Genomic DNA, 17,322 nt, shown 5'->3' with positions numbered 1-17,322 from the left:
GAAAAACGATTCGTTTTTCGCCACCTGTTCTATTTTAGGGACTTATTGGACAGCCCCTATTTTTTATTTTCCATTGAAATTTAATGAATGAAAATCAAGTTTTCGGACCAACATAAAAAAACTGCCCGATTGGATCGGGCAGAGAGCATCGCAGGTTTTGAATCAGTCATCGTCACAATCAATAAATACGTCTCTTACGCATTGTACGCCGCAGAAGCATTTTAAATCAACTGTTACACAAGTGCCAGTAGCTCTGAAGTTCTCCACTTCACATACAGCATCTAAATCAAGTTTTCCATTTTTAAATAGGTCCACTCTTCTTCCCCTGCTATCTCGTGGCTCAAGAACTTGAATTGTTGCACAGCAATTATCAAAGATATTCTGTACTCTGAAGAAAATAGAGAAGCAAGTGAAGCAATCCTTTTGTCGATTTTGTTCATTATTAGAAGAAAGGTCGGCATCCCTCATTCTTCTTCTTTGATTGAACATAGCTTTGAATGGATTTCCTTTTTCGTCCAGTAACATGAAAACACGTGTATTGGCACGGTGTCTTGTCGGATTCGTAAGTCCACCGAGCGGAGTCAAGAAACAGTCTGTTCTGCAATCGTCACAGTCGACATCCTCTCGGATATCCTGCACGCGTTTGATCGCACGAACAACCTCACAAATACAGTTGTCGTGTTTTCGAGCAGTTCCGACTTCTTCATTTCTTCCACATCCCATTCATACCACCTCCTTTTCTCAACTCTCTATACCTTATGCACCTATGTAATTGCGAACAGGGCATATGCACTGGATATGAATAAAAACAAGCATGAAAGCCATACTTTGAAAAAAGGGGGATGAAATCGCTTGATTCGTAAAATAATGATCCTTTGCCTTACGGTTTTACTCTTATCCGGATGCGTGCCAAATGAAATTCGAGTGGAAAATCATACAGGAGAAAACGAAGGCAAAGCGGAGGAAATATTTAAGGATGATACACGCCTAAAAGCAGTAGCCGCACTCTTTCATGAAGATCAATTATTAGTTGGCATCCGAGTAAAAACGTTTTCAAGGTTTACAAAACGTAAAATTGCAAAAGAGATCAAGAAAGAGTTGGAAAAAGAGTATTCTGAAATGGAAGTAACTGTTTCGGCGGATAGCAAAATCTTAATGGAAACATCGAAGTTGTTGGACAAACAAGAGGAAGATAAAAAAATAAAGAAAAAAATAAAGCATGTGATTTCGTTATCGGAGGAAGAAACGTGATGGATAAAAAGAAATATGGAAAATTGGAGCAAGAAATGTCTCCAAAAACACCCCTTTTGAAAAATATGGTAAAAGCGTTTTTGACGGGAGGCACTATTTGTTTAATCGGTCAGTTTATTGCCCTATTTTATATTACTTTTTTTGATTTCACTGAAAGGACAGCAAGCAATCCGACCGTTGCAACGATGGTGTTCATTGCCATGCTATTGACGGGCTTCGGGGTGTACAAAAAGATTGGACAGTTCGGGGGAGCGGGGAGTGCAGTTCCGATTACTGGTTTCAGCAATGCCGTCGCTTCTGCAGCGATCGAACATAAATCAGAAGGCTATGTTTTAGGAGTTGGGGGCAATATGTTCAAATTGGCAGGCTCTGTCATCTTATTCGGAGTCTTTTCTGCATTTGTTGTCGCTCTCATTAAGACGATCCTTGTGAAGTTAGGAGTCGTTTCATGGTGAAAAAAGGTTTATTGACGTTTTCTTCAACGCCTTCAATTGTTGCGACAGGAGTCACTGCTGGTCCACTTGAAAAAAAGAAAAGCCCTTTCCAGGGCGGTTTCGATAAAATTTACGATGATGAACGTTGTGGCGTTGATACAAATGAACAAGCTCATGGAAAATTGATGGAAGACGCAATATTAATTGCTCTCAGTAAAAAAAAGAAAATCCCTAACGATGCAGATTTTTTGCTCGCTGGAGATTTAGTTAACCAAATGACGCCCACCAATTTTTGTGCCGCTACAGTAGGCATCCCTTTCATCGGACTTTTCTCGGCATGTGCTACATCCGTCTCGTCACTCCTCCTATCCGCTTTATTAACAGAAGCAGGCATGTCCAAAATAGCAGTTGCAGGATCCTCAAGCCAACATAATGCAATTGAGCGGCAGTTCCGTTATCCGATTGAATATGGCGTACAAAAAGCAGATACTGCCCAGTGGACTGTGACAGCAGCAGGCGCAGCTGTTATCGTTCCTTACCGTGAAGGCAATCCTTCCATTACAAAAGGGACGATTGGCGCTGCGGTAGATTTCGGCTTAACCGACCCGCTAAATATGGGGGCGGCAATGGCTCCTGCGGCGGCAGATACTTTACAGCGTCATTTTGAAGGACATGGCACAACTGAGGACGATTATGACCTAATTATGACCGGGGATTTAGGGAAAACAGGGTTTGAAATATTTAAGACTTTGGCAGGCAATCAAGGGGTAAAACAGTTTGAAAACTTTAGAGATGCCGGCAAAGAATTTTATGGAAACCACCCCGACTTCTTCTCTGGAGCAAGTGGAGCGGGGTGTTCGGCAGCTGTCTATTTTTCCGATGTATACAATAAATTGAAGTCAAATGAATATAAGAAAGTGTTGCTTATTGCTACAGGGGCATTACTTTCCCCGATGTCCTATCAACAGGGAGATACAATCCCCTGTATAGCACATGCTGTTGAAATCCAAATGAAATGAGTGATCCGATTGTTATCGATATATATTACATCTTTTATTGTAGGCGGTTTAATTTGCGTAATCGGTCAACTTTTGTTTGACGTAGCTAAGCTAACGCCGGCACATACACTTTGTGCATTAGTCGTTGCCGGCTCAATAATGGACGGCTTAGGTCTTTATGAACCGCTTATCGACTTTGCGGGTGCAGGAGCTACAATTCCGATCACTTCATTCGGGAATTCTTTAACACATGGCGCCATGGCAGAAGCAGAGAAACATGGCTTAGTTGGTGTATTAACAGGAATGTTTGAAGTGACAAGCTCGGGAATCAGTGCAGCAATCATCTTCGGGTTCATCGCTTCTTTCATATTTAAGCCAAAAGGCAATATTTGAAAGAAAAAATAATGTGCAAACGCCCCCTTCTTTCCTCCATTATCCGCATAGGATACATGGAAGGGAAGGAGGGATTTTTATGTTTGGAGGATGCTATTCTAACTATTATGACGGTGGCGGATATGGAAGAGGCGGATACGGCGGCTCAACATTTGTTTTAATTGTCGTTCTCTTCATTTTGCTGATCATTGTTGGATGCAGTTTTATATAAGAGAGGGGAATTGACATAATGAACGATTCTTTTTTTAGAAAAATAGAAGCAAAGACCGGTGTACCGATGGAGGAGGTTTTTGCATTAGCAAACGCGATTCAGTTTGCCGATTTTAAAGATGAGAGGCAAGTTCGAAAAATTGTGCGCAAGGTTGGACAGCTTGCAAATAAGCACGTACCGCAACATGTAGAAGATGATTTGGTCCGTTCAATCGTCAATGATGGTAATCAGGTCAATTTGAACGATATTCAAAACATGTTAGGTAATTAATCTAAATCATGTTTCATACAATGGAAAACGGGTATAGAGCTAACAAACTATAATAAATTGAATGACGAGGTGAGTGCGCATGGGATACCTATTGCCGATACAGCCGATTCAGTCTGAAATATATGCAAATCGGACAATCGGAGAAGAGAAACAAACAAACTTCGCTTACATTAATAGAGTGAGAAAAGTGAATCTATCTCCACAAATGATGGAAGAGTTCGATAAAAAACTTCAGTATGAGCAGCAAAAAATCGGTGAGCAAAGGAATCGTGCCACGACTTCCTCTATGCCTCCCTATCAAAAAGGATTTATCCATCCGAATCCTGCAAACTTGTCTAATAGAATTGCAAGAATTGTAGGCAAGGGTATGGTTGTAAACGAATATATTTGATTGTTTTTCAATAAGAAACCCGTCCAGCATACGAGGACGGGTTTCTTTATTGCATTTAAGCTTCAATATCTTTTTCCATTGCACGGTGAGGGATATCAGCATCCATAAATTCAGGCGAGGTGACGACATAGCCTAATTTTTCGTAGAAAGGAATTGCGTAAGATTGGGCATTTAAAACAATTTTTTTCATTTTTGTTTCTTGCGCTTGCTTTTCAAGGGCTTTCATCGCTAAATTACCTAAATGTTTTCCTCGGTACTCTTTTAAAATGCATACCCGCTCAACTTTTCCGATTCCTTCTTGGATCTCGCGGATACGGCCAGCTCCAATTGGACGTTCGTCTTCATAGACGACGAAATGGGTTGCTGATTTGTCAAACTCATCTATTTCAAGATTAAGAGGAACTCCTTGTTCTTCTACAAAGACTTTCTTCCGTACGAAAAAAGCATCGTCCCGTTCTTTTTCCGTGCAAGCGATTTTCACTTCGAACAATTCTTATTTATCCTCATCTAAACGGAATGTCTCATACACAGTCCATGAGCCGTCTTCCAGCTGATAAAGCAAATGAATTCGGTCAATCACTTCGGTATGGTCTACACCGATCATTTTCAATTGCCCGATGATGTCGTCATGTTCACCGGAGCTCAGTTTTTGGGCAATTGTAATATGGGGGACGAAGGAGTATTCTGGCGGATCACCGAAGAAATCTTCGTTCAAGTCTTTGTGAAGAGATAAAATTTCTTCATTCGGTGTCACTTTAAAATAAATTGTATTCGTAATAGGTGCAAATGTGCTTACTTTAGAGACGTTTAACTCGAATGGGCTATGCTTTTCAGTAACTTCATGAATCGCTTTTGCCACTTGTTCGATTTCCTTGTCGTTCGCTTCAAATACACCTTTAATCGTCATATGAGGCGTAATTAGAGAATAATGAGGATCATAGCGTTTCCGATACCCATTTGCAAGATCTTGAAGTTTCTTAGAAGGAAATGCAACAATGCCATATTTCATAATGAAAGACCTCCTTGTTATTGTTTAGTTCACACTTCATATTGCCAATTATAGCAGGTGAACAGGAAATTGTCCGTTTATAATCATTAATAATGGAAATTTTCCCTAATTGCACGGGGAATATCTTGTTGCCAAAATTTCCAAGTATGCTCACCATTAAATTCTTCATAGAAGTACGGAAACCCTTTTCTTTTTATTAATTTATTTAATTTCCGATTTGGTGTTAAGAAATCCTGTATGCCATCTGAGGTAGTTTGCACTTCCGTTTCCCCATCACCGATAATATGGTATATAGAAAGGGAAGAAGGGTCCTTTGCTGCTTCAACCTTGTCCATCACATAATCGTCAACATAAGGGGAATGCAAAATGACTTTTCCGAAACAATTCGGATATTTCAATGCGGTGAGCAGTGAAATTGTAGCGGCCAACGAATCGCCGATTAAAGCTCTTCCGTTTCCTACTTGGTATGTCGGATAGTTTTGATCGATATATGGAACAAGTTCATGAGCTAAAAAGCGAATATAATCCAAATGTCGGTCGCCTTCAGGATGATACATCCTTCGGCGCTCTTTCACACTTTTGTAAGGAACGCCTACAATGATCATGTTTTCAATTTCTCCTTCATGAACTAACTCATCTGTTACGCGTCCAAGGCGCCCGTATTGAAAATAGTCTTTCCCGTCAGACGCGATCAGCACTGAATATTTATATAAAGGAGAGTATTGGTGAGGTAAATGGATAAGAAGTTGCATTTCCTCATTCAGCGATTCGCTGAAAAGATTTACCTCTTCTATCTTTCCGTAATTCATACAAATGCTTCCTCCTCTTCAGGTATGTAAGAAGATTGTAACATATTGCCGTAAACAGGTATAATGCTTAAAAGACCGCAGAAAATTCAAATGGTTTTGCGGGTTTAAATAAACAGCCTTTCAATTAGACATCATTAGATGTGTTCGAAGGGATGGAAAAGAGGGGACTTCATGTTTACAGGAAAAAATATTGTACATTCAGATGTCGTCACAAAAGCTACAAAGGATGCTTTGCTTCGCAGAGGAGTGACGCTTGAAGATGTAGCTAAAATAGTTTATGAAATGCAAGTGCCATACAATGAAGGACTGGATCTTGATGAATGCATTGATTCAGTCGAAAAGGTTTTGCGGAAAAGGGAACTTCAGCACGCGATATTGGTAGGCATTGAATTGGATGAGTTAGCAGAGCAAGGGAAGCTTTCGGCACCGTTGCAGCAAATCGTCGATTCTGATGAAGGCCTTTTCGGGGTGGATGAAACAATCGCATTAGGGGCAGTTTTCACATATGGCTCAATCGCCGTTACGACATTCGGCCATCTTGATAAAAACAAAATTGGGATTATTAATGACTTGGATACGAAAAAGGGCATCGGAGTGCATACATTCCTTGATGACCTTGTCGCAAGCATTGCTTCCTGTGCAGCTTCACGCCTCGCCCATCGCAAAAGAGATTTGGATGAAGCGGGCATTACGTATTTGGAAGCAAATCAGGCATCCGAACAGAATAGCTTGTAGATGAAAAAAGAATGGCGATTCATGAAGACATTGCAAAAATCCTTAAAACTTCATTTCGAAACTTAAATGTCGAGTGCTCACGTACCGTATAGTTGACGACTTTCTACGACCTTGAGTACGAATTTTGCCAAAATGGATAAAAGATTTCGGCAATTAAAAGGCAACTACAAAACGAATTGCTTTACTATTAAATGGCATAAATGAAATGGAACGAAGAAAGAGGAGTAAGCTGTTCATTAAACAGAATACGCCTCTTTTTAATGCAATCGCTAATAAATTTTCCTTTGAAAACCAACCATGACACGGTCAATTGGCACCCACCCAATAAACGTTGGTTGTTGCCAGCCTATGGCAGCAGGTAACTTCTCTATATCAAGATAATGATCAATTCTTACTTTATCCCAAGCATGGATCACTTCTCCGTTACCTATCGATAATCCAACATGCCCCCAATTTTTTCGCTCGCCGCTAATTGTTCCGAAGCAATCATAAAAAACAAAGGTTCCTTCTGGAGGTATGCCTGTTTGCATATTTGTTTTATACAAATCAGCAGATTCTTTTGCTGTATCTCCGCCAAAGATTTCAATATTATTGCTTCTTTCCAAAGCGTCCTCAACAAAAGCTAGGCAAATGAAGCGGTAGTCTTCTGAGCCTAAATGTTTTTTTGCCCACTTGATTGCATTGTTACAATAGTAATCATATATTTTATTCATTCGCTATCTCCTTTGCATCGATGTAAAGTACTATATTCAACCAAATGGGCTCCATTTCCTTCTTAATAATTTTATTATTAGTATTCGATTTATAGTACCTTACGATCTAAGATGCATTAATTATACGATAGGACTTCACGACCGATTTGTGAGTAATTAACCTGTAATTGAAATATGATTTAAATTAGGTGTTTGTTGTTTTTATCTATTAAAGGCTATTCGAAGTGAATGATTAGAGTGAAAAGTTTGAACTGATAACGCTTGCAAATTACAGACTATTTTTTATAGAACGTTGACAAATGAGAGCCCTTTCATGTTAGAATGGTTTCTAAGTTAGTAACTATCAAACTATAAAAGGGGAGAAACTGGATGAAGAAACATAGAATTAGAATTCTTGCATTCATTTCATTAATTGCAGTACTCGTTCTTTCTGCATGTAACTCGGATAATTCAAGCAATGGGTCCGGTTCTAACAAAACGAAAGAGGATTATGATTACTTAAGTATTTTGACGGGTGGGACGCAAGGAACTTACTATGCGCTTGGGGGCGCGCTTGCTGATATGATCGGTTCCGATACTGGCATCAAAACAACGGCAGAAGTTTCACAGGCATCCGCTGCTAATATGACTGCGCTAAAAGACGGAGACGCTGAAATTGCATTTGTTCAAACGGATATCGCTTCTTACGCTTCAAAAGGTGAAATGATGTTTGATGGTGAAGTGATCGATAACGTATCTGCAATCGGTGCACTTTATCCGGAAACAGTTCAGTTAGTAACGACTGAGAAAACGGGCATTAAGTCATTTGAGGATTTGAAGGGCAAAAAGGTTTCTGTAGGTGCTCCTGGTTCCGGTACTTATGCGAATGCGGAGCAATTGCTTGAAGTACACGGCTTGACAATGAAAGACATTCAGCCGCAAAACCTTGACTTCGGAGAATCACAAGAAAGCTTGCAATCCGGTCAAATTGATGCAGCATTCATCACTGGAGGAACTCCGACTGCTGCTGTCGAAAGTTTGAATGCTAATTCAAAAGTATTCGTAGTACCTGTAACGGATGAAAAAGCTGATGAGTTAATTGAGAAATACCAATACTACGCAAAAGAAGTCATTCCAGCAGGCACTTATGGATTGGCTGATGACACACCAACAGTATCTGTCGGTGCGATGTTAGTCGTTCAAAACGAGCTTCCGGAAGATCTTGTCTATGAAATTACAAAATCAATCTATGACAATGCTTCAAAATTAACACATCCGAAAGGTGCCTTAATTAAGGCTGAAACAGGACTTGATGGAATTGGAATTCCTGTACATCCGGGTGCGCAAAAGTATTTTGACGAGCAATAATAATTGAATAAGCATGTATCATGACGGGGCGGTGAGGCATAAAGCTTCATCCGTCCCATTCTTTCATTGTGAATGAGAAAGGAAGAAGGCGGATGAACAAAAGGATTTTGCTTTCACTCATTCTAGTAAACATGCTCATAATTGTCCTCGTCTTTTTTCTGCCTCTTTTCAAGGTTTTTACATTTTCTGATCATCGATCGGATCATCCAAAAATCTATTACATACTAATGGAAGATGAGCAGGCATTCGAGATTCGATATGTCCACTCCATTTTTCTATCGAATGTGTTTGAGCAATATAGAGTGACACCTCGCGATCAAATACAATTTTTATCGATGAACTATGAGGATGTCGGTATAGGTTTGCCTGGCTATGCCGAACAAGGCGAAACATTAACTGTGGAAGATGGAATCTATACATTAACCTTTGAAAATCGTGTAGTAGATTCGTTTGTGCTTTTTGTTGGTGATGTCGATGCAGACTTGGCATTCAGATATAAAGGTGAAGAAGTAAACTTGAAAAAACATTTGACAAAAGGAAAATCATACCTGTTCGAAGTAGAGCGGATCTCTTTATACGATATGATGAAAGGAGTTAAGCTGAATGGTTAATAAGGATAAAAAACAACAAGATCCAAAAATAGAATTAGAGACGAATGCTGTGCAAGCGGATACATTGAGTGAAGAAGAACAGCTTGAAATCCTTCAAAAATATGATCCTGAATCAAATACACGGGATTTAGTAGGAATCTTAAAATGGGTTGTTTTCGGAGGGCTATTAGCGTTTTCGATCTTTCAATTGTACACTTCCATTGGCGCACCGTTCACTGCTTACATACAGCGGTCGATTCATCTTGGGTTTGCATTATCGCTTATTTTCTTGCTGTTTCCAGCTAAAAAGCAGCCTGGCGTGAAAAGGAATAAGGTCCCGTTTTATGATATTATCCTATCTTTGATTGCGATTGCTGTGGGGCTTTATTGGCCATTGTTTTATGACGATCTTGTGTTCAGGGTCGGGCGTGTATCTTCGATGGATTTGATCATTGGAATTGCAGCAGTTCTCTTGACGTTAGAAGCCGCTCGGCGTGCAGTTGGAATGCCAATTACAATCATTTCGACAATCTTTTTGGTGTATGCATTTTTCGGTCCATATTTCCCGGGCTTTTTGGCACATAGAGGCCAGGACGTTAATAGTCTTGTCCAATTAATGTTTTTCACGACAGATGGAATTTTAGGTACGCCGATTAGTGTATCTGCTACCTTCATATTCGTCTTCTTACTCTTCGGTGCTTTCTTAGTGAAGACCGGGGTCGGAAACTACTTCAATGATTTGGCTGTCGTATTGGCTGGTAAATTGACAGGTGGACCAGCAAAGGTTGCAATTTTCTCAAGTGCGCTTCAAGGGACGATTTCTGGAAGTTCAGTCGCAAACGTTGTCGGTTCAGGTTCATACACGATTCCGATGATGAAAAAGTTAGGCTACCGCAAAGAATTTGCGGGTGGAGTTGAGGCAGCTGCTTCTACAGGTGGCCAAATCATGCCTCCAATCATGGGGGCTGCAGCGTTCTTGATGGTTGAGTTCATCGGCGGTGTGACGTATTGGGAAATTGCGAAGGCTGCAGCAATCCCTGCGTTGCTTTATTTTACAGGAATTTGGATTATGACACATTTCGAAGCGAAGCGTGTCGGCTTACAGGGAATGTCACCCGATCAAATACCTGATCGTAAGGCGACATTAAAAAAGATTTATTTGCTGCTTCCTATTTTGGGGATTATACTTTTCTTATTATTAGGAATTCCAACAATGAAAGCTGCTCTATTAGGTATCGTTCTTACATTAGTCGTAAGTGCATTTGATAAATCGACTAGACTTGGAATTAAGGACATTATTTATGCGTTAGTGGATGGAGCAAGAACTGCTTTGGCTGTTGCAGCTGCTACTGCGTGTGCTGGTATAATTGTTGGTGTCGTTGTGAAAACGGGATTAGGTTTAAGTTTGGCAAATGGGTTAGTATCCGCGGCTGGTGGAAATATCGTGTTAACCTTGATCTTTACAATGTTTGCCGCGCTAATATTAGGAATGGGCTCGCCGACAACAGCAAACTATGTTATTACTTCTACAATTGCTGCACCGGCTATTATTCTTTTGCTTATGGGCGGAGAAATGGGGCCAGGAACAACAGTGCCCGTTGTCGTTGCGATTTCGGCTCATTTATTCGTTTTCTATTTCGGAATTATCGCGGATATTACGCCTCCAGTAGCGCTAGCCGCCTTTGCTGCATCAGGAATTTCAGGAGGAGACCCGATCAAAACGGGTGTAAACTCCGCAAAGTTGGCGATTGCAGCATTCATCATTCCGTATATGTTCGTATTCAATCCAGCGTTATTAATGATTGATTCCTCACCGCTTGAAATCATATGGGTCGTTATTACAGCTATTACCGGGATGGTAGCCATCGGTGCAGGTATGATCGGTTATTGGTACAGGAAATGCAATTGGATCGAACGGATTATCATTGTAGCAACTGGATTGCTCTTAATCTTCCCGGAAACAATAACAGACATTGTTGGATTAGGAATTTTCCTTGTCCTATTAATTATTCAGGTGAAAACGAAAAACAATCCAAACAAAAATGAAACGATTACTGCGTAACGAAGGAAACCCCCGTCACTGGCTACATAGCCGGGCGGGGTTTTTATTGTTTAGAAATACATGCAGATCAAATACCGATGAAAAATAATATGACTGGAATCGTGACGATGCTAAGCAATGTCGTAATTAACGTTGTGAAAGAGACTAAATCAGGCTCCGTGCCAAACTGCAGCGCAAACATTGTCGTGTTGGCTGCAGCTGGCATGGAAGCTTGAATAATCATTACATTCCGAAGCGTATCGTTGACAGGCATAAAGAATAAAATTGCAGTAGCAACTATTGGTGAAATGAACATCCGAAGTATCGCTACAGCAGTGACATAGCGATAGGTCACTTTTTTTCGGACAATTGTCGCTAACTGCATGCCCAATACTAACATTACCGTTGGAATGGAAGCATCCGCGACTAAGCTGATCCCATCCATAAAGAGGCTCGGAATGCTCACGTGCATTAAATTCAATGCAATCCCAAATGCTGCCGCGTATATAAGCGGCATTTTAGCCACTCTTTGCAAAGCGTCTTTCCAATTGGCACGTTCCTGGCCACCGATGGATGCGAAGAAAATACCGAATGAATTCATTAAGAGAGACTGAAAGACCATCATGATAACCGCATAGTCAAACCCGATTGCACCTAACGCGAAAAGGACAACCGGTGCGCCATAGTTACCGCTATTCATAAAAACTGCTCCTAATATCATAGCAGACCGTTCTGATCTAGTAGCTTTCATTGCAAAAGATAAAATCCAAACTATGAAAAATAATACAATCGAAAGAATTACAGAAAACAAGATGATATAAAAATAATCCATTGTGAGAGGATTCGTGTAAAATGTCCGAAAAGATAGGAAAGGGGACATTAAGTATAGCGCAGCTGTTGAAATTGTCCGAATATCAAAACCAATAAGTTTCTGTCCTGCATAGCCAACTGCAAATATGAAAAAGACAGGGAAAATAACAATCAATAAGTCCATAATGTCCATCTCCAAAATAGGTATTTTCTCCAGTGTAAACTTTTCATGATAGGAGCGCCATGTAAAATTGTATTGAAAACTGTTGCTAATCTCGATATAGTAGACTGAAAGAACAAAAAATTATAAAAAATTACTCTGCATAGAAAAATGAGAGGGAAAAAATAAAAGGGGAAGCTGTGATGAATCGAACGTATATAAAACATGAATTTCTGATTACTTCGAGGAGTAAGCGCAATTTACCGTTTGTGTTGTTTATAGGTGTATTGCTGTTGAGTTATTGCTTTATTATTTTACCGAATAAGGAAACGAAAGAGACGTTCTCTGAAGAAGAAATGAGCAATTATTTGGCTGATCTCGATGTGGAGCAAAAATTGAGAGAAGCAAAAGGGACAACTGGAGTTGTATTCCATACCGGAGTGCCAGTCTATGGCAACAATGACTTTTACATGAGGTTGTATGGTGCAATGCTACAAGCCCATGAAGACGGGAATTTTACGAGGTTCTTGCATTTACGTGCATTTTCACTTGATGGAAACCCATCCGATTATATGCAGGACACTCATCTATTTAAGCAATCTCCATTTCCGGGAAAGGATCGTATGCATTTGTATTATCAGACGACGATGCGATACGATGACTATTTATCAAACGATTATCCGATAACATTCGGATTGATGTATGAAAAAACAGGTTTGCAAGCATTACAAAAGTTTTTACAGGAAAATGGCATTTATATAATGCTTTTCTGTGTCATTTTTTTTAGCAGTGATATTTTGACGCGAGATCGAAAATATCGAACAGTTTTAATAGGTTTACCGTTATCTTGGTATCGTCAATTGAATTTAAAAACGTTTGCAGCTTTTATGTATTCTACATTGATTCTTCTTGCCATCCTTCTCATTGGTGTAATTTGTATGACGCTACAATATGGTTTCGGTTATTTTGATTTGCACGTACCGATTATGACAGCACAACAGAGATTTACTTTGGAAGAGTATGATGTCATTTCCATCGGCAATTTTTTAGCGAAAACGTTGATCGTCGTGCCGCTCTTATCGCTGCTATTCATCCGGCTCAATGTCATTTTAAGTTTATTGTTTAAAAATGAATGGATCGTCCTCATTGTTAGCAGTCTTATTCTTTTCTTAGAACGATTTTATTTTTCAAGAACGACTAGGGAATTATTCGGTATCGATATCAGTTATTTCCCGCAAACATATTTTGATATTGGGAATGTATTGACCGGGGAGAAAAATTTTCTAGTAAATATTGAATCAATCACTTATACGAAAGGTATTGTCATTTTGCTCATAGCCTTCGTGCTAATTGAAATACTTGTATTCTTCATGTCAAAAATAGTGAGTAAGAGACAGTTTTACCAACTTGGATAAAAATAGAGGAAGGATTAAGCTATGTTCTTAACTTATTTAAGATTTGAATGGAAGCTTCTATTACAAAGTAGGAAAAATAGTTTGTTAGGTGTTGCCGTCATTTTATTTTTCCCGTTGTATTATTTGCACTACAGCCAATTGGATATTGAGGATATGCAGTTTTTGAAGAATGAAGAAGCCGGTCACATTCAAACAATTTTCAATGCTTTTCCGGAAGAATTGAGGGAGACCACAGAAGGTGAGAAAATTTATAACAACTTGACACAGCAATCATCACTAATTAATATGCAGCGATTTTATTTGTGGAAAAAAGAAGACGATGCAAAATATATAGAAGATGGACTTCTGTTAAATGAACTGCGCCTTGAACTGCATGATTTAGGCAATAAGGGCATTCATCCTAATTACATTGTTCCAAAAGAGGAAATTTATAAGGAAACGGCTCTTTTGCAGTATTATAGAGAGCATAAGCTGTCGCTTCAGCCGGATCCTTTCGTAGCAAGCAATTATTTGCCTGTCGCCATTGATCAAGTAAGTGGATTATTGTTTTGTCTATTCGTCCTTCTTATGGGAAGCAGCATGATGCTGCATGATCAACAGAAAAAAACAGTAATGTCTGGATTTCCGATATCGTTCATGCAAAAAATGCATGGCAAGGTGCTTATCCATTTTATACAAATTATGTTCTTTATCATTGCTGGTGTATTTGTAGGAGGGGCTTTCGTTGCCTTAAAGGCAGGTTGGGGAAATTTCAATTCCCCAGTCCTTATATACGAAGGCGGACAATTTATTACAGTATCTGTGTCGAGATATTTCCTTGATATGCTCATCGCTTTTGCTCTCATCACTTTGCTTTTGCTTTATGCAACTGCATTTTTGAACAACATGACAAAAAATTTGTATGCAACTGTCTTAACGCTGCTTGGCATTATTGTGCTTCCAGATTTGATGGCTACTGCAGGTATAACTGCAGATTTTTTACAGCCGATTAAATTTATTGATATTGGTTCGGTATTGAGCGGGGAAGCGGCTATGAAGTTTGGCAATGACAAAATGGATTTTAAGCATACGTTTGCATGGCTCCTTATTTTAAACGTAATTGTTGTTTTCCTCTTATATGGGTGGAACAAATGGAAACATGTGCGAAAACTGAAATCCTCTTTGAATTCAATTTGAAGTGGGGGAACAATCATTGTTGACATTAAAGGATGTTTCAAAAGCGTATAAAGATAAAGTCGTATTAGACCGATTGAATTTCGTTGCGGAAAAAGGAGAAATCATTGGCGTTGCAGCTCCAAATGGAACTGGTAAAACAACAATGTTTAGCGTAATGGCAAACTTTATAAAGCCTGATTCAGGGCAAGTGATCTTTGACGGAAAATGGGCGTACCGGAATGAAAAAGAGGAATTATCAATTCATAAAATGCTTACGACTTTTCCTGAACAAAAAGATTTGTTTGAAGAACTATCAGGCGTTGATCACTTGAAGCTCTATGCGAAAATGTGGACGGGTTCGACAAATAGAGTCCAACCAATCATCGAACGCTTAGATATGGGGCATTATGTCAAAAAGAAAGTCCGTACGTATTCGTTAGGTATGCGGCAACGCCTATGCTTTGCAATGATGATGGCGGCTAATACGCCAGTCATGCTTATGGATGAAGTAATGAATGGCCTTGATATTTCCAATGTGGCTCTTATATCCGATTGTCTTATGGAAATGAAAAAGGAAGATAAGTTGATTTTTGTGGCTTCTCATTTACTAGAAAACTTAGATTTATATGCAGATCGTGTCATTTTTCTAAAAGCAGGCACGATTGTACATGAACAAAAATTCACCGCTGATCAAGAAACATTTTTAAAAGTAGAAATGGATCTATCTAAGTACAATAAAATAAAAAAGGAAATGAAGCTGCCGGATCGTCATCTTTTCATTGCACATCGCCTGCTTTGCATTCCACTTCAAGGCATGAGTGCAGCTGAGCAAACGAAAATGATAGAGCATATGCTTAGCTTTCATGAGAAGGAATTGACAGTCGGGCCATTAGGGACGGTGGAGTATTATGAAAAATACTATGCTGAAACAATTTGAGCAACAACGTGTCATTTGGTTTTGTATGCTTGCTATGTCGATTTTGTTCTACACTATCCTTTCCGGCTGTCAGTTTACTAAAAGCAAATCTGTTGAAAAAGAATTGCGGTATGTGGAAAATTCTGAAATTATTGGTGCGGAAAAAGAAAAATTAATCGGCAAGGTTCATGAAGCGATTTATGAAAAGATGGATAGAAGTAATACGGGCGTCGAGTCAGTAAATATTCCACTCGTTCCGCAAGAAGGAGTGGAAATTAATCTACCAGATGGAAGGTATACAATAACAGGGCATCCTGCGGGAAATATCTTATTATACGATCGTGCCGGAGACCTCATTTTGCGAGAACTCGTCGGCAGCTATGCAGGTGTCAGCAGCTTGACGATTGATATTGCAGAGTCCTATACGTTGCGGGCTGACGGCGGATATGATTCCATCAACATTACTCCGACGACAACACAGCTTTTAAATGACTTATCTGCGGGGATTTGGCATGTAGGTATAGATATAGAACCAGGCAAATACAAAGCAACAACAGCTTATGGTTTAGGATATGTCCAAATTTTTGAAGAGGGGAAGGAACCTCTCCTTTACGAGTTTTTAGGTGGGAACTTAGCGAATACAGAAAGTGTTTTACAGCTTAAGGAAGGTCAAATTATCCGGGTCACGAAGATGAGCCAACTTGAGCTTCGAAAATGAAAGGAGGAAATAGGGTGGAACACATCATTGACTTACAGCAAGTTTCGTTCCGAAGAGGCGAACAACAAATTTTGAAAGAGATCGACTGGATAATCCGGCAAGGGGAACATTGGGCGATATTAGGGTTAAACGGATCTGGCAAGACTTCTTTATTGTCAATCGTATCAGCCCACCAATTCCCGTCAGAAGGTGAAGTGCACGTATTAGGAAACCGATTTGGTGAGACGAATTTGCCAGAATTAAGAAAGGAAATCGGTTTCGTAAGTAGTTCATTGGAAAGATTTTCTCAAATGTTTCAAAATGACACGGTCGAACGTGTCGTTGTAAGCGGAAAATTCGCCAGCTTCGGCTTATATGAGCAGCCTTCTGTGGAGGATTATCGTCGGGTAGATGAGTTACTGCAGGATTTCCGATTGAGTTATTTGAAGGGGAAGCGCGTCAATTTATTATCCGAAGGCGAGAAAAGGCGAATTATGATTGCCCGCGCATTAATGAACCGACCGCAGATGCTCATTATGGATGAGCCGTGTTCTGGCCTTGATATTTTGTCGCGAGAACAATTTTTACATACATTATCAGTCGTAACAAAAAACGGTTGCCATGTTATTTATGTTACACATCACATTGAAGAAGTAGTGGAAGAAATTACCCACGTCCTACTATTGAAAGAGGGCGAGATCGTGGCAGCAGGGGAGAAAAATGCCGTTTTGACAGATGAGCACTTATCTCAAGCTTATCAAGTGCCCGTTCGCGTTTTATGGGATGAGGGAAGGCCGTATTTGACAGTAAATAAAATGGAAGCGTTGAAACGCGTCGAAGAAGAGAAAAATTTAAAAACCGTATGAAAAAAGCGGCACTGCCTGTCGTTTTTGAGACAATAATAAAACACCTTCTAAGCAGCCTTTAGTCGGTATTCAACCGGCGATTGGCTGTTTAGTTTCGCTTGAATTCGGATA

At 39.7% G+C, this 17,322-nt stretch carries 22 protein-coding genes; 16 read left to right on the top strand and 6 right to left on the bottom strand.

The window, feature by feature from the left end; genetic code table 11:
• Positions 1–162: 162 nt before the first annotated feature.
• Positions 163–723: a CotY/CotZ family spore coat protein gene (locus ACFQ38_RS13210; protein ID WP_336822101.1), complete on the bottom strand. Its 561-nt coding sequence runs from the start codon at positions 721–723 to the stop codon at positions 163–165.
• 129 nt (positions 724–852) lie between these two features.
• On the opposite strand from ACFQ38_RS13210, the gene ACFQ38_RS13205 reads away from it, so the two are divergent.
• The 7 genes from ACFQ38_RS13205 (at position 853) to ACFQ38_RS13175 (ending at position 3,948) form a co-directional block, all read left to right on the top strand.
• A complete protein-coding gene (locus ACFQ38_RS13205; protein ID WP_381481405.1) occupies positions 853–1,251 on the top strand; it encodes a hypothetical protein in 399 nt (132 codons plus the stop codon).
• A complete protein-coding gene (gene spoVAC, locus ACFQ38_RS13200) occupies positions 1,251–1,706 on the top strand; it encodes a stage V sporulation protein AC (protein ID WP_336822103.1) in 456 nt (151 codons plus the stop codon). Before ACFQ38_RS13205 ends, spoVAC begins: the two co-directional genes overlap by 1 nt.
• A complete protein-coding gene (locus ACFQ38_RS13195) occupies positions 1,700–2,704 on the top strand; it encodes a stage V sporulation protein AD (RefSeq protein ID WP_381481403.1) in 1,005 nt (334 codons plus the stop codon). The genes spoVAC and ACFQ38_RS13195 overlap by 7 nt, the downstream gene beginning before the upstream one ends.
• Positions 2,705–2,713: 9 nt before the next feature.
• On the top strand, positions 2,714–3,076 hold the full coding sequence (gene spoVAE / locus ACFQ38_RS13190) for a stage V sporulation protein AE (RefSeq protein ID WP_336822105.1): 363 nt from the start codon (positions 2,714–2,716) through the stop codon (positions 3,074–3,076).
• Positions 3,077–3,155: 79 nt separating this feature from the next.
• A complete protein-coding gene (locus tag ACFQ38_RS13185; protein WP_381481400.1) occupies positions 3,156–3,287 on the top strand; it encodes a YjcZ family sporulation protein in 132 nt (43 codons plus the stop codon).
• Between the two features lie 18 nt (positions 3,288–3,305).
• A complete protein-coding gene (locus tag ACFQ38_RS13180; RefSeq protein WP_336822107.1) occupies positions 3,306–3,557 on the top strand; it encodes a stage VI sporulation protein F in 252 nt (83 codons plus the stop codon).
• 79 nt (positions 3,558–3,636) lie between these two features.
• Positions 3,637–3,948 carry a hypothetical protein gene (locus tag ACFQ38_RS13175; RefSeq protein WP_381481398.1) on the top strand — a complete coding sequence of 104 codons (312 nt, stop codon included), beginning with the start codon at positions 3,637–3,639 and terminating at the stop codon, positions 3,946–3,948.
• Positions 3,949–4,003: 55 nt separating this feature from the next.
• On the opposite strand, the gene ACFQ38_RS13170 is transcribed toward ACFQ38_RS13175, so the two are convergent.
• The 3 genes from ACFQ38_RS13170 to ACFQ38_RS13160 form a co-directional block, all read right to left on the bottom strand.
• On the bottom strand, positions 4,004–4,438 hold the full coding sequence (locus ACFQ38_RS13170; protein WP_336822109.1) for a GNAT family N-acetyltransferase: 435 nt from the start codon (positions 4,436–4,438) through the stop codon (positions 4,004–4,006).
• 3 nt (positions 4,439–4,441) lie between these two features.
• Positions 4,442–4,957: a YjcG family protein gene (locus ACFQ38_RS13165; RefSeq protein WP_336822110.1), complete on the bottom strand. Its 516-nt coding sequence runs from the start codon at positions 4,955–4,957 to the stop codon at positions 4,442–4,444.
• Positions 4,958–5,043: 86 nt separating this feature from the next.
• Positions 5,044–5,766: an alpha/beta hydrolase gene (locus ACFQ38_RS13160; protein ID WP_381481395.1), complete on the bottom strand. Its 723-nt coding sequence runs from the start codon at positions 5,764–5,766 to the stop codon at positions 5,044–5,046.
• Between the two features lie 171 nt (positions 5,767–5,937).
• On the opposite strand from ACFQ38_RS13160, the gene ACFQ38_RS13155 reads away from it, so the two are divergent.
• Entirely contained in the window at positions 5,938–6,501 is a 564-nt protein-coding gene (locus ACFQ38_RS13155) for a phosphatidylglycerophosphatase A family protein (protein ID WP_336822112.1), read from the top strand.
• 269 nt (positions 6,502–6,770) lie between these two features.
• On the opposite strand, the gene ACFQ38_RS13150 is transcribed toward ACFQ38_RS13155, so the two are convergent.
• Positions 6,771–7,214, bottom strand: a complete 444-nt coding sequence (locus tag ACFQ38_RS13150) for an NlpC/P60 family protein (RefSeq protein WP_336822113.1) — start codon at positions 7,212–7,214, stop codon at positions 6,771–6,773.
• Positions 7,215–7,583: 369 nt separating this feature from the next.
• Between ACFQ38_RS13150 and ACFQ38_RS13145 the strand changes: the two genes are divergently transcribed.
• The 3 genes from ACFQ38_RS13145 to ACFQ38_RS13135 all read left to right on the top strand — a co-directional run bounded on the left by ACFQ38_RS13145 (position 7,584) and on the right by ACFQ38_RS13135 (position 11,213).
• The gene (locus ACFQ38_RS13145) at positions 7,584–8,561 is read left to right on the top strand and encodes a TAXI family TRAP transporter solute-binding subunit (RefSeq protein WP_336822114.1); all 978 of its coding nucleotides are present in this window, start codon (positions 7,584–7,586) and stop codon (positions 8,559–8,561) included.
• 92 nt (positions 8,562–8,653) lie between these two features.
• On the top strand, positions 8,654–9,172 hold the full coding sequence (locus ACFQ38_RS13140; protein ID WP_381481391.1) for a DUF1850 domain-containing protein: 519 nt from the start codon (positions 8,654–8,656) through the stop codon (positions 9,170–9,172).
• A complete protein-coding gene (locus ACFQ38_RS13135; protein WP_381481389.1) occupies positions 9,165–11,213 on the top strand; it encodes a TRAP transporter permease in 2,049 nt (682 codons plus the stop codon). The genes ACFQ38_RS13140 and ACFQ38_RS13135 overlap by 8 nt, the downstream gene beginning before the upstream one ends.
• A 67-nt stretch (positions 11,214–11,280) precedes the next feature.
• Here ACFQ38_RS13135 and ACFQ38_RS13130 read toward each other — a convergent pair whose 3' ends face one another.
• Complete coding sequence (locus ACFQ38_RS13130; RefSeq protein ID WP_381481387.1) at positions 11,281–12,186, bottom strand: AEC family transporter; 906 nt, start codon at positions 12,184–12,186, stop codon at positions 11,281–11,283.
• A 179-nt stretch (positions 12,187–12,365) separates the two neighbouring features.
• On the opposite strand from ACFQ38_RS13130, the gene ACFQ38_RS13125 reads away from it, so the two are divergent.
• The 5 genes from ACFQ38_RS13125 to ACFQ38_RS13105 are packed head-to-tail and all read left to right on the top strand — an operon-like array spanning position 12,366 to position 17,211.
• Positions 12,366–13,577 (top strand): hypothetical protein, encoded by a 1,212-nt coding sequence (locus ACFQ38_RS13125; protein WP_381481385.1) that lies wholly within the window; start codon positions 12,366–12,368, stop codon positions 13,575–13,577.
• Positions 13,578–13,598: 21 nt separating this feature from the next.
• Positions 13,599–14,753: a hypothetical protein gene (locus ACFQ38_RS13120; protein WP_381481383.1), complete on the top strand. Its 1,155-nt coding sequence runs from the start codon at positions 13,599–13,601 to the stop codon at positions 14,751–14,753.
• A gap of 16 nt (positions 14,754–14,769) precedes the next feature.
• On the top strand, positions 14,770–15,669 hold the full coding sequence (locus ACFQ38_RS13115) for an ABC transporter ATP-binding protein (RefSeq protein ID WP_381481381.1): 900 nt from the start codon (positions 14,770–14,772) through the stop codon (positions 15,667–15,669).
• Positions 15,641–16,366: a hypothetical protein gene (locus ACFQ38_RS13110; protein ID WP_381481379.1), complete on the top strand. Its 726-nt coding sequence runs from the start codon at positions 15,641–15,643 to the stop codon at positions 16,364–16,366. The genes ACFQ38_RS13115 and ACFQ38_RS13110 overlap by 29 nt, the downstream gene beginning before the upstream one ends.
• Positions 16,367–16,380: 14 nt before the next feature.
• A complete protein-coding gene (locus ACFQ38_RS13105) occupies positions 16,381–17,211 on the top strand; it encodes an ABC transporter ATP-binding protein (protein WP_381481377.1) in 831 nt (276 codons plus the stop codon).
• Positions 17,212–17,322: the final 111 nt, after the last annotated feature.

Origin of the sequence: Sporosarcina contaminans (assembly GCF_042679045.1) — a bacterium.
GTDB lineage: Bacteria > Bacillota > Bacilli > Bacillales_A > Planococcaceae > Sporosarcina > Sporosarcina contaminans.
Note: the sequence above shows the minus strand (reverse complement) of the source record. Positions and strands in the feature narration are given on the sequence as shown.

Coding starts and splice junctions, on each gene's coding strand:
- ACFQ38_RS13135 (WP_381481389.1), top strand. CDS start 9,165: ATGGTTAATAAGGATAAAAAACAACAAGATCCAAAAATAGAATTAGAG.
- ACFQ38_RS13195 (WP_381481403.1), top strand. CDS start 1,700: ATGGTGAAAAAAGGTTTATTGACGTTTTCTTCAACGCCTTCAATTGTT.
- ACFQ38_RS13110 (WP_381481379.1), top strand. CDS start 15,641: ATGAAAAATACTATGCTGAAACAATTTGAGCAACAACGTGTCATTTGG.
- ACFQ38_RS13175 (WP_381481398.1), top strand. CDS start 3,637: ATGGGATACCTATTGCCGATACAGCCGATTCAGTCTGAAATATATGCA.
- spoVAC (WP_336822103.1), top strand. CDS start 1,251: ATGGATAAAAAGAAATATGGAAAATTGGAGCAAGAAATGTCTCCAAAA.
- ACFQ38_RS13165 (WP_336822110.1), bottom strand. CDS start 4,957: ATGAAATATGGCATTGTTGCATTTCCTTCTAAGAAACTTCAAGATCTT.
- ACFQ38_RS13210 (WP_336822101.1), bottom strand. CDS start 723: ATGGGATGTGGAAGAAATGAAGAAGTCGGAACTGCTCGAAAACACGAC.
- ACFQ38_RS13160 (WP_381481395.1), bottom strand. CDS start 5,766: ATGAATTACGGAAAGATAGAAGAGGTAAATCTTTTCAGCGAATCGCTG.
- ACFQ38_RS13125 (WP_381481385.1), top strand. CDS start 12,366: ATGAATCGAACGTATATAAAACATGAATTTCTGATTACTTCGAGGAGT.
- ACFQ38_RS13130 (WP_381481387.1), bottom strand. CDS start 12,186: ATGGACTTATTGATTGTTATTTTCCCTGTCTTTTTCATATTTGCAGTT.
- ACFQ38_RS13150 (WP_336822113.1), bottom strand. CDS start 7,214: ATGAATAAAATATATGATTACTATTGTAACAATGCAATCAAGTGGGCA.
- ACFQ38_RS13180 (WP_336822107.1), top strand. CDS start 3,306: ATGAACGATTCTTTTTTTAGAAAAATAGAAGCAAAGACCGGTGTACCG.
- ACFQ38_RS13120 (WP_381481383.1), top strand. CDS start 13,599: ATGTTCTTAACTTATTTAAGATTTGAATGGAAGCTTCTATTACAAAGT.
- ACFQ38_RS13185 (WP_381481400.1), top strand. CDS start 3,156: ATGTTTGGAGGATGCTATTCTAACTATTATGACGGTGGCGGATATGGA.
- ACFQ38_RS13140 (WP_381481391.1), top strand. CDS start 8,654: ATGAACAAAAGGATTTTGCTTTCACTCATTCTAGTAAACATGCTCATA.
- ACFQ38_RS13155 (WP_336822112.1), top strand. CDS start 5,938: ATGTTTACAGGAAAAAATATTGTACATTCAGATGTCGTCACAAAAGCT.
- ACFQ38_RS13145 (WP_336822114.1), top strand. CDS start 7,584: ATGAAGAAACATAGAATTAGAATTCTTGCATTCATTTCATTAATTGCA.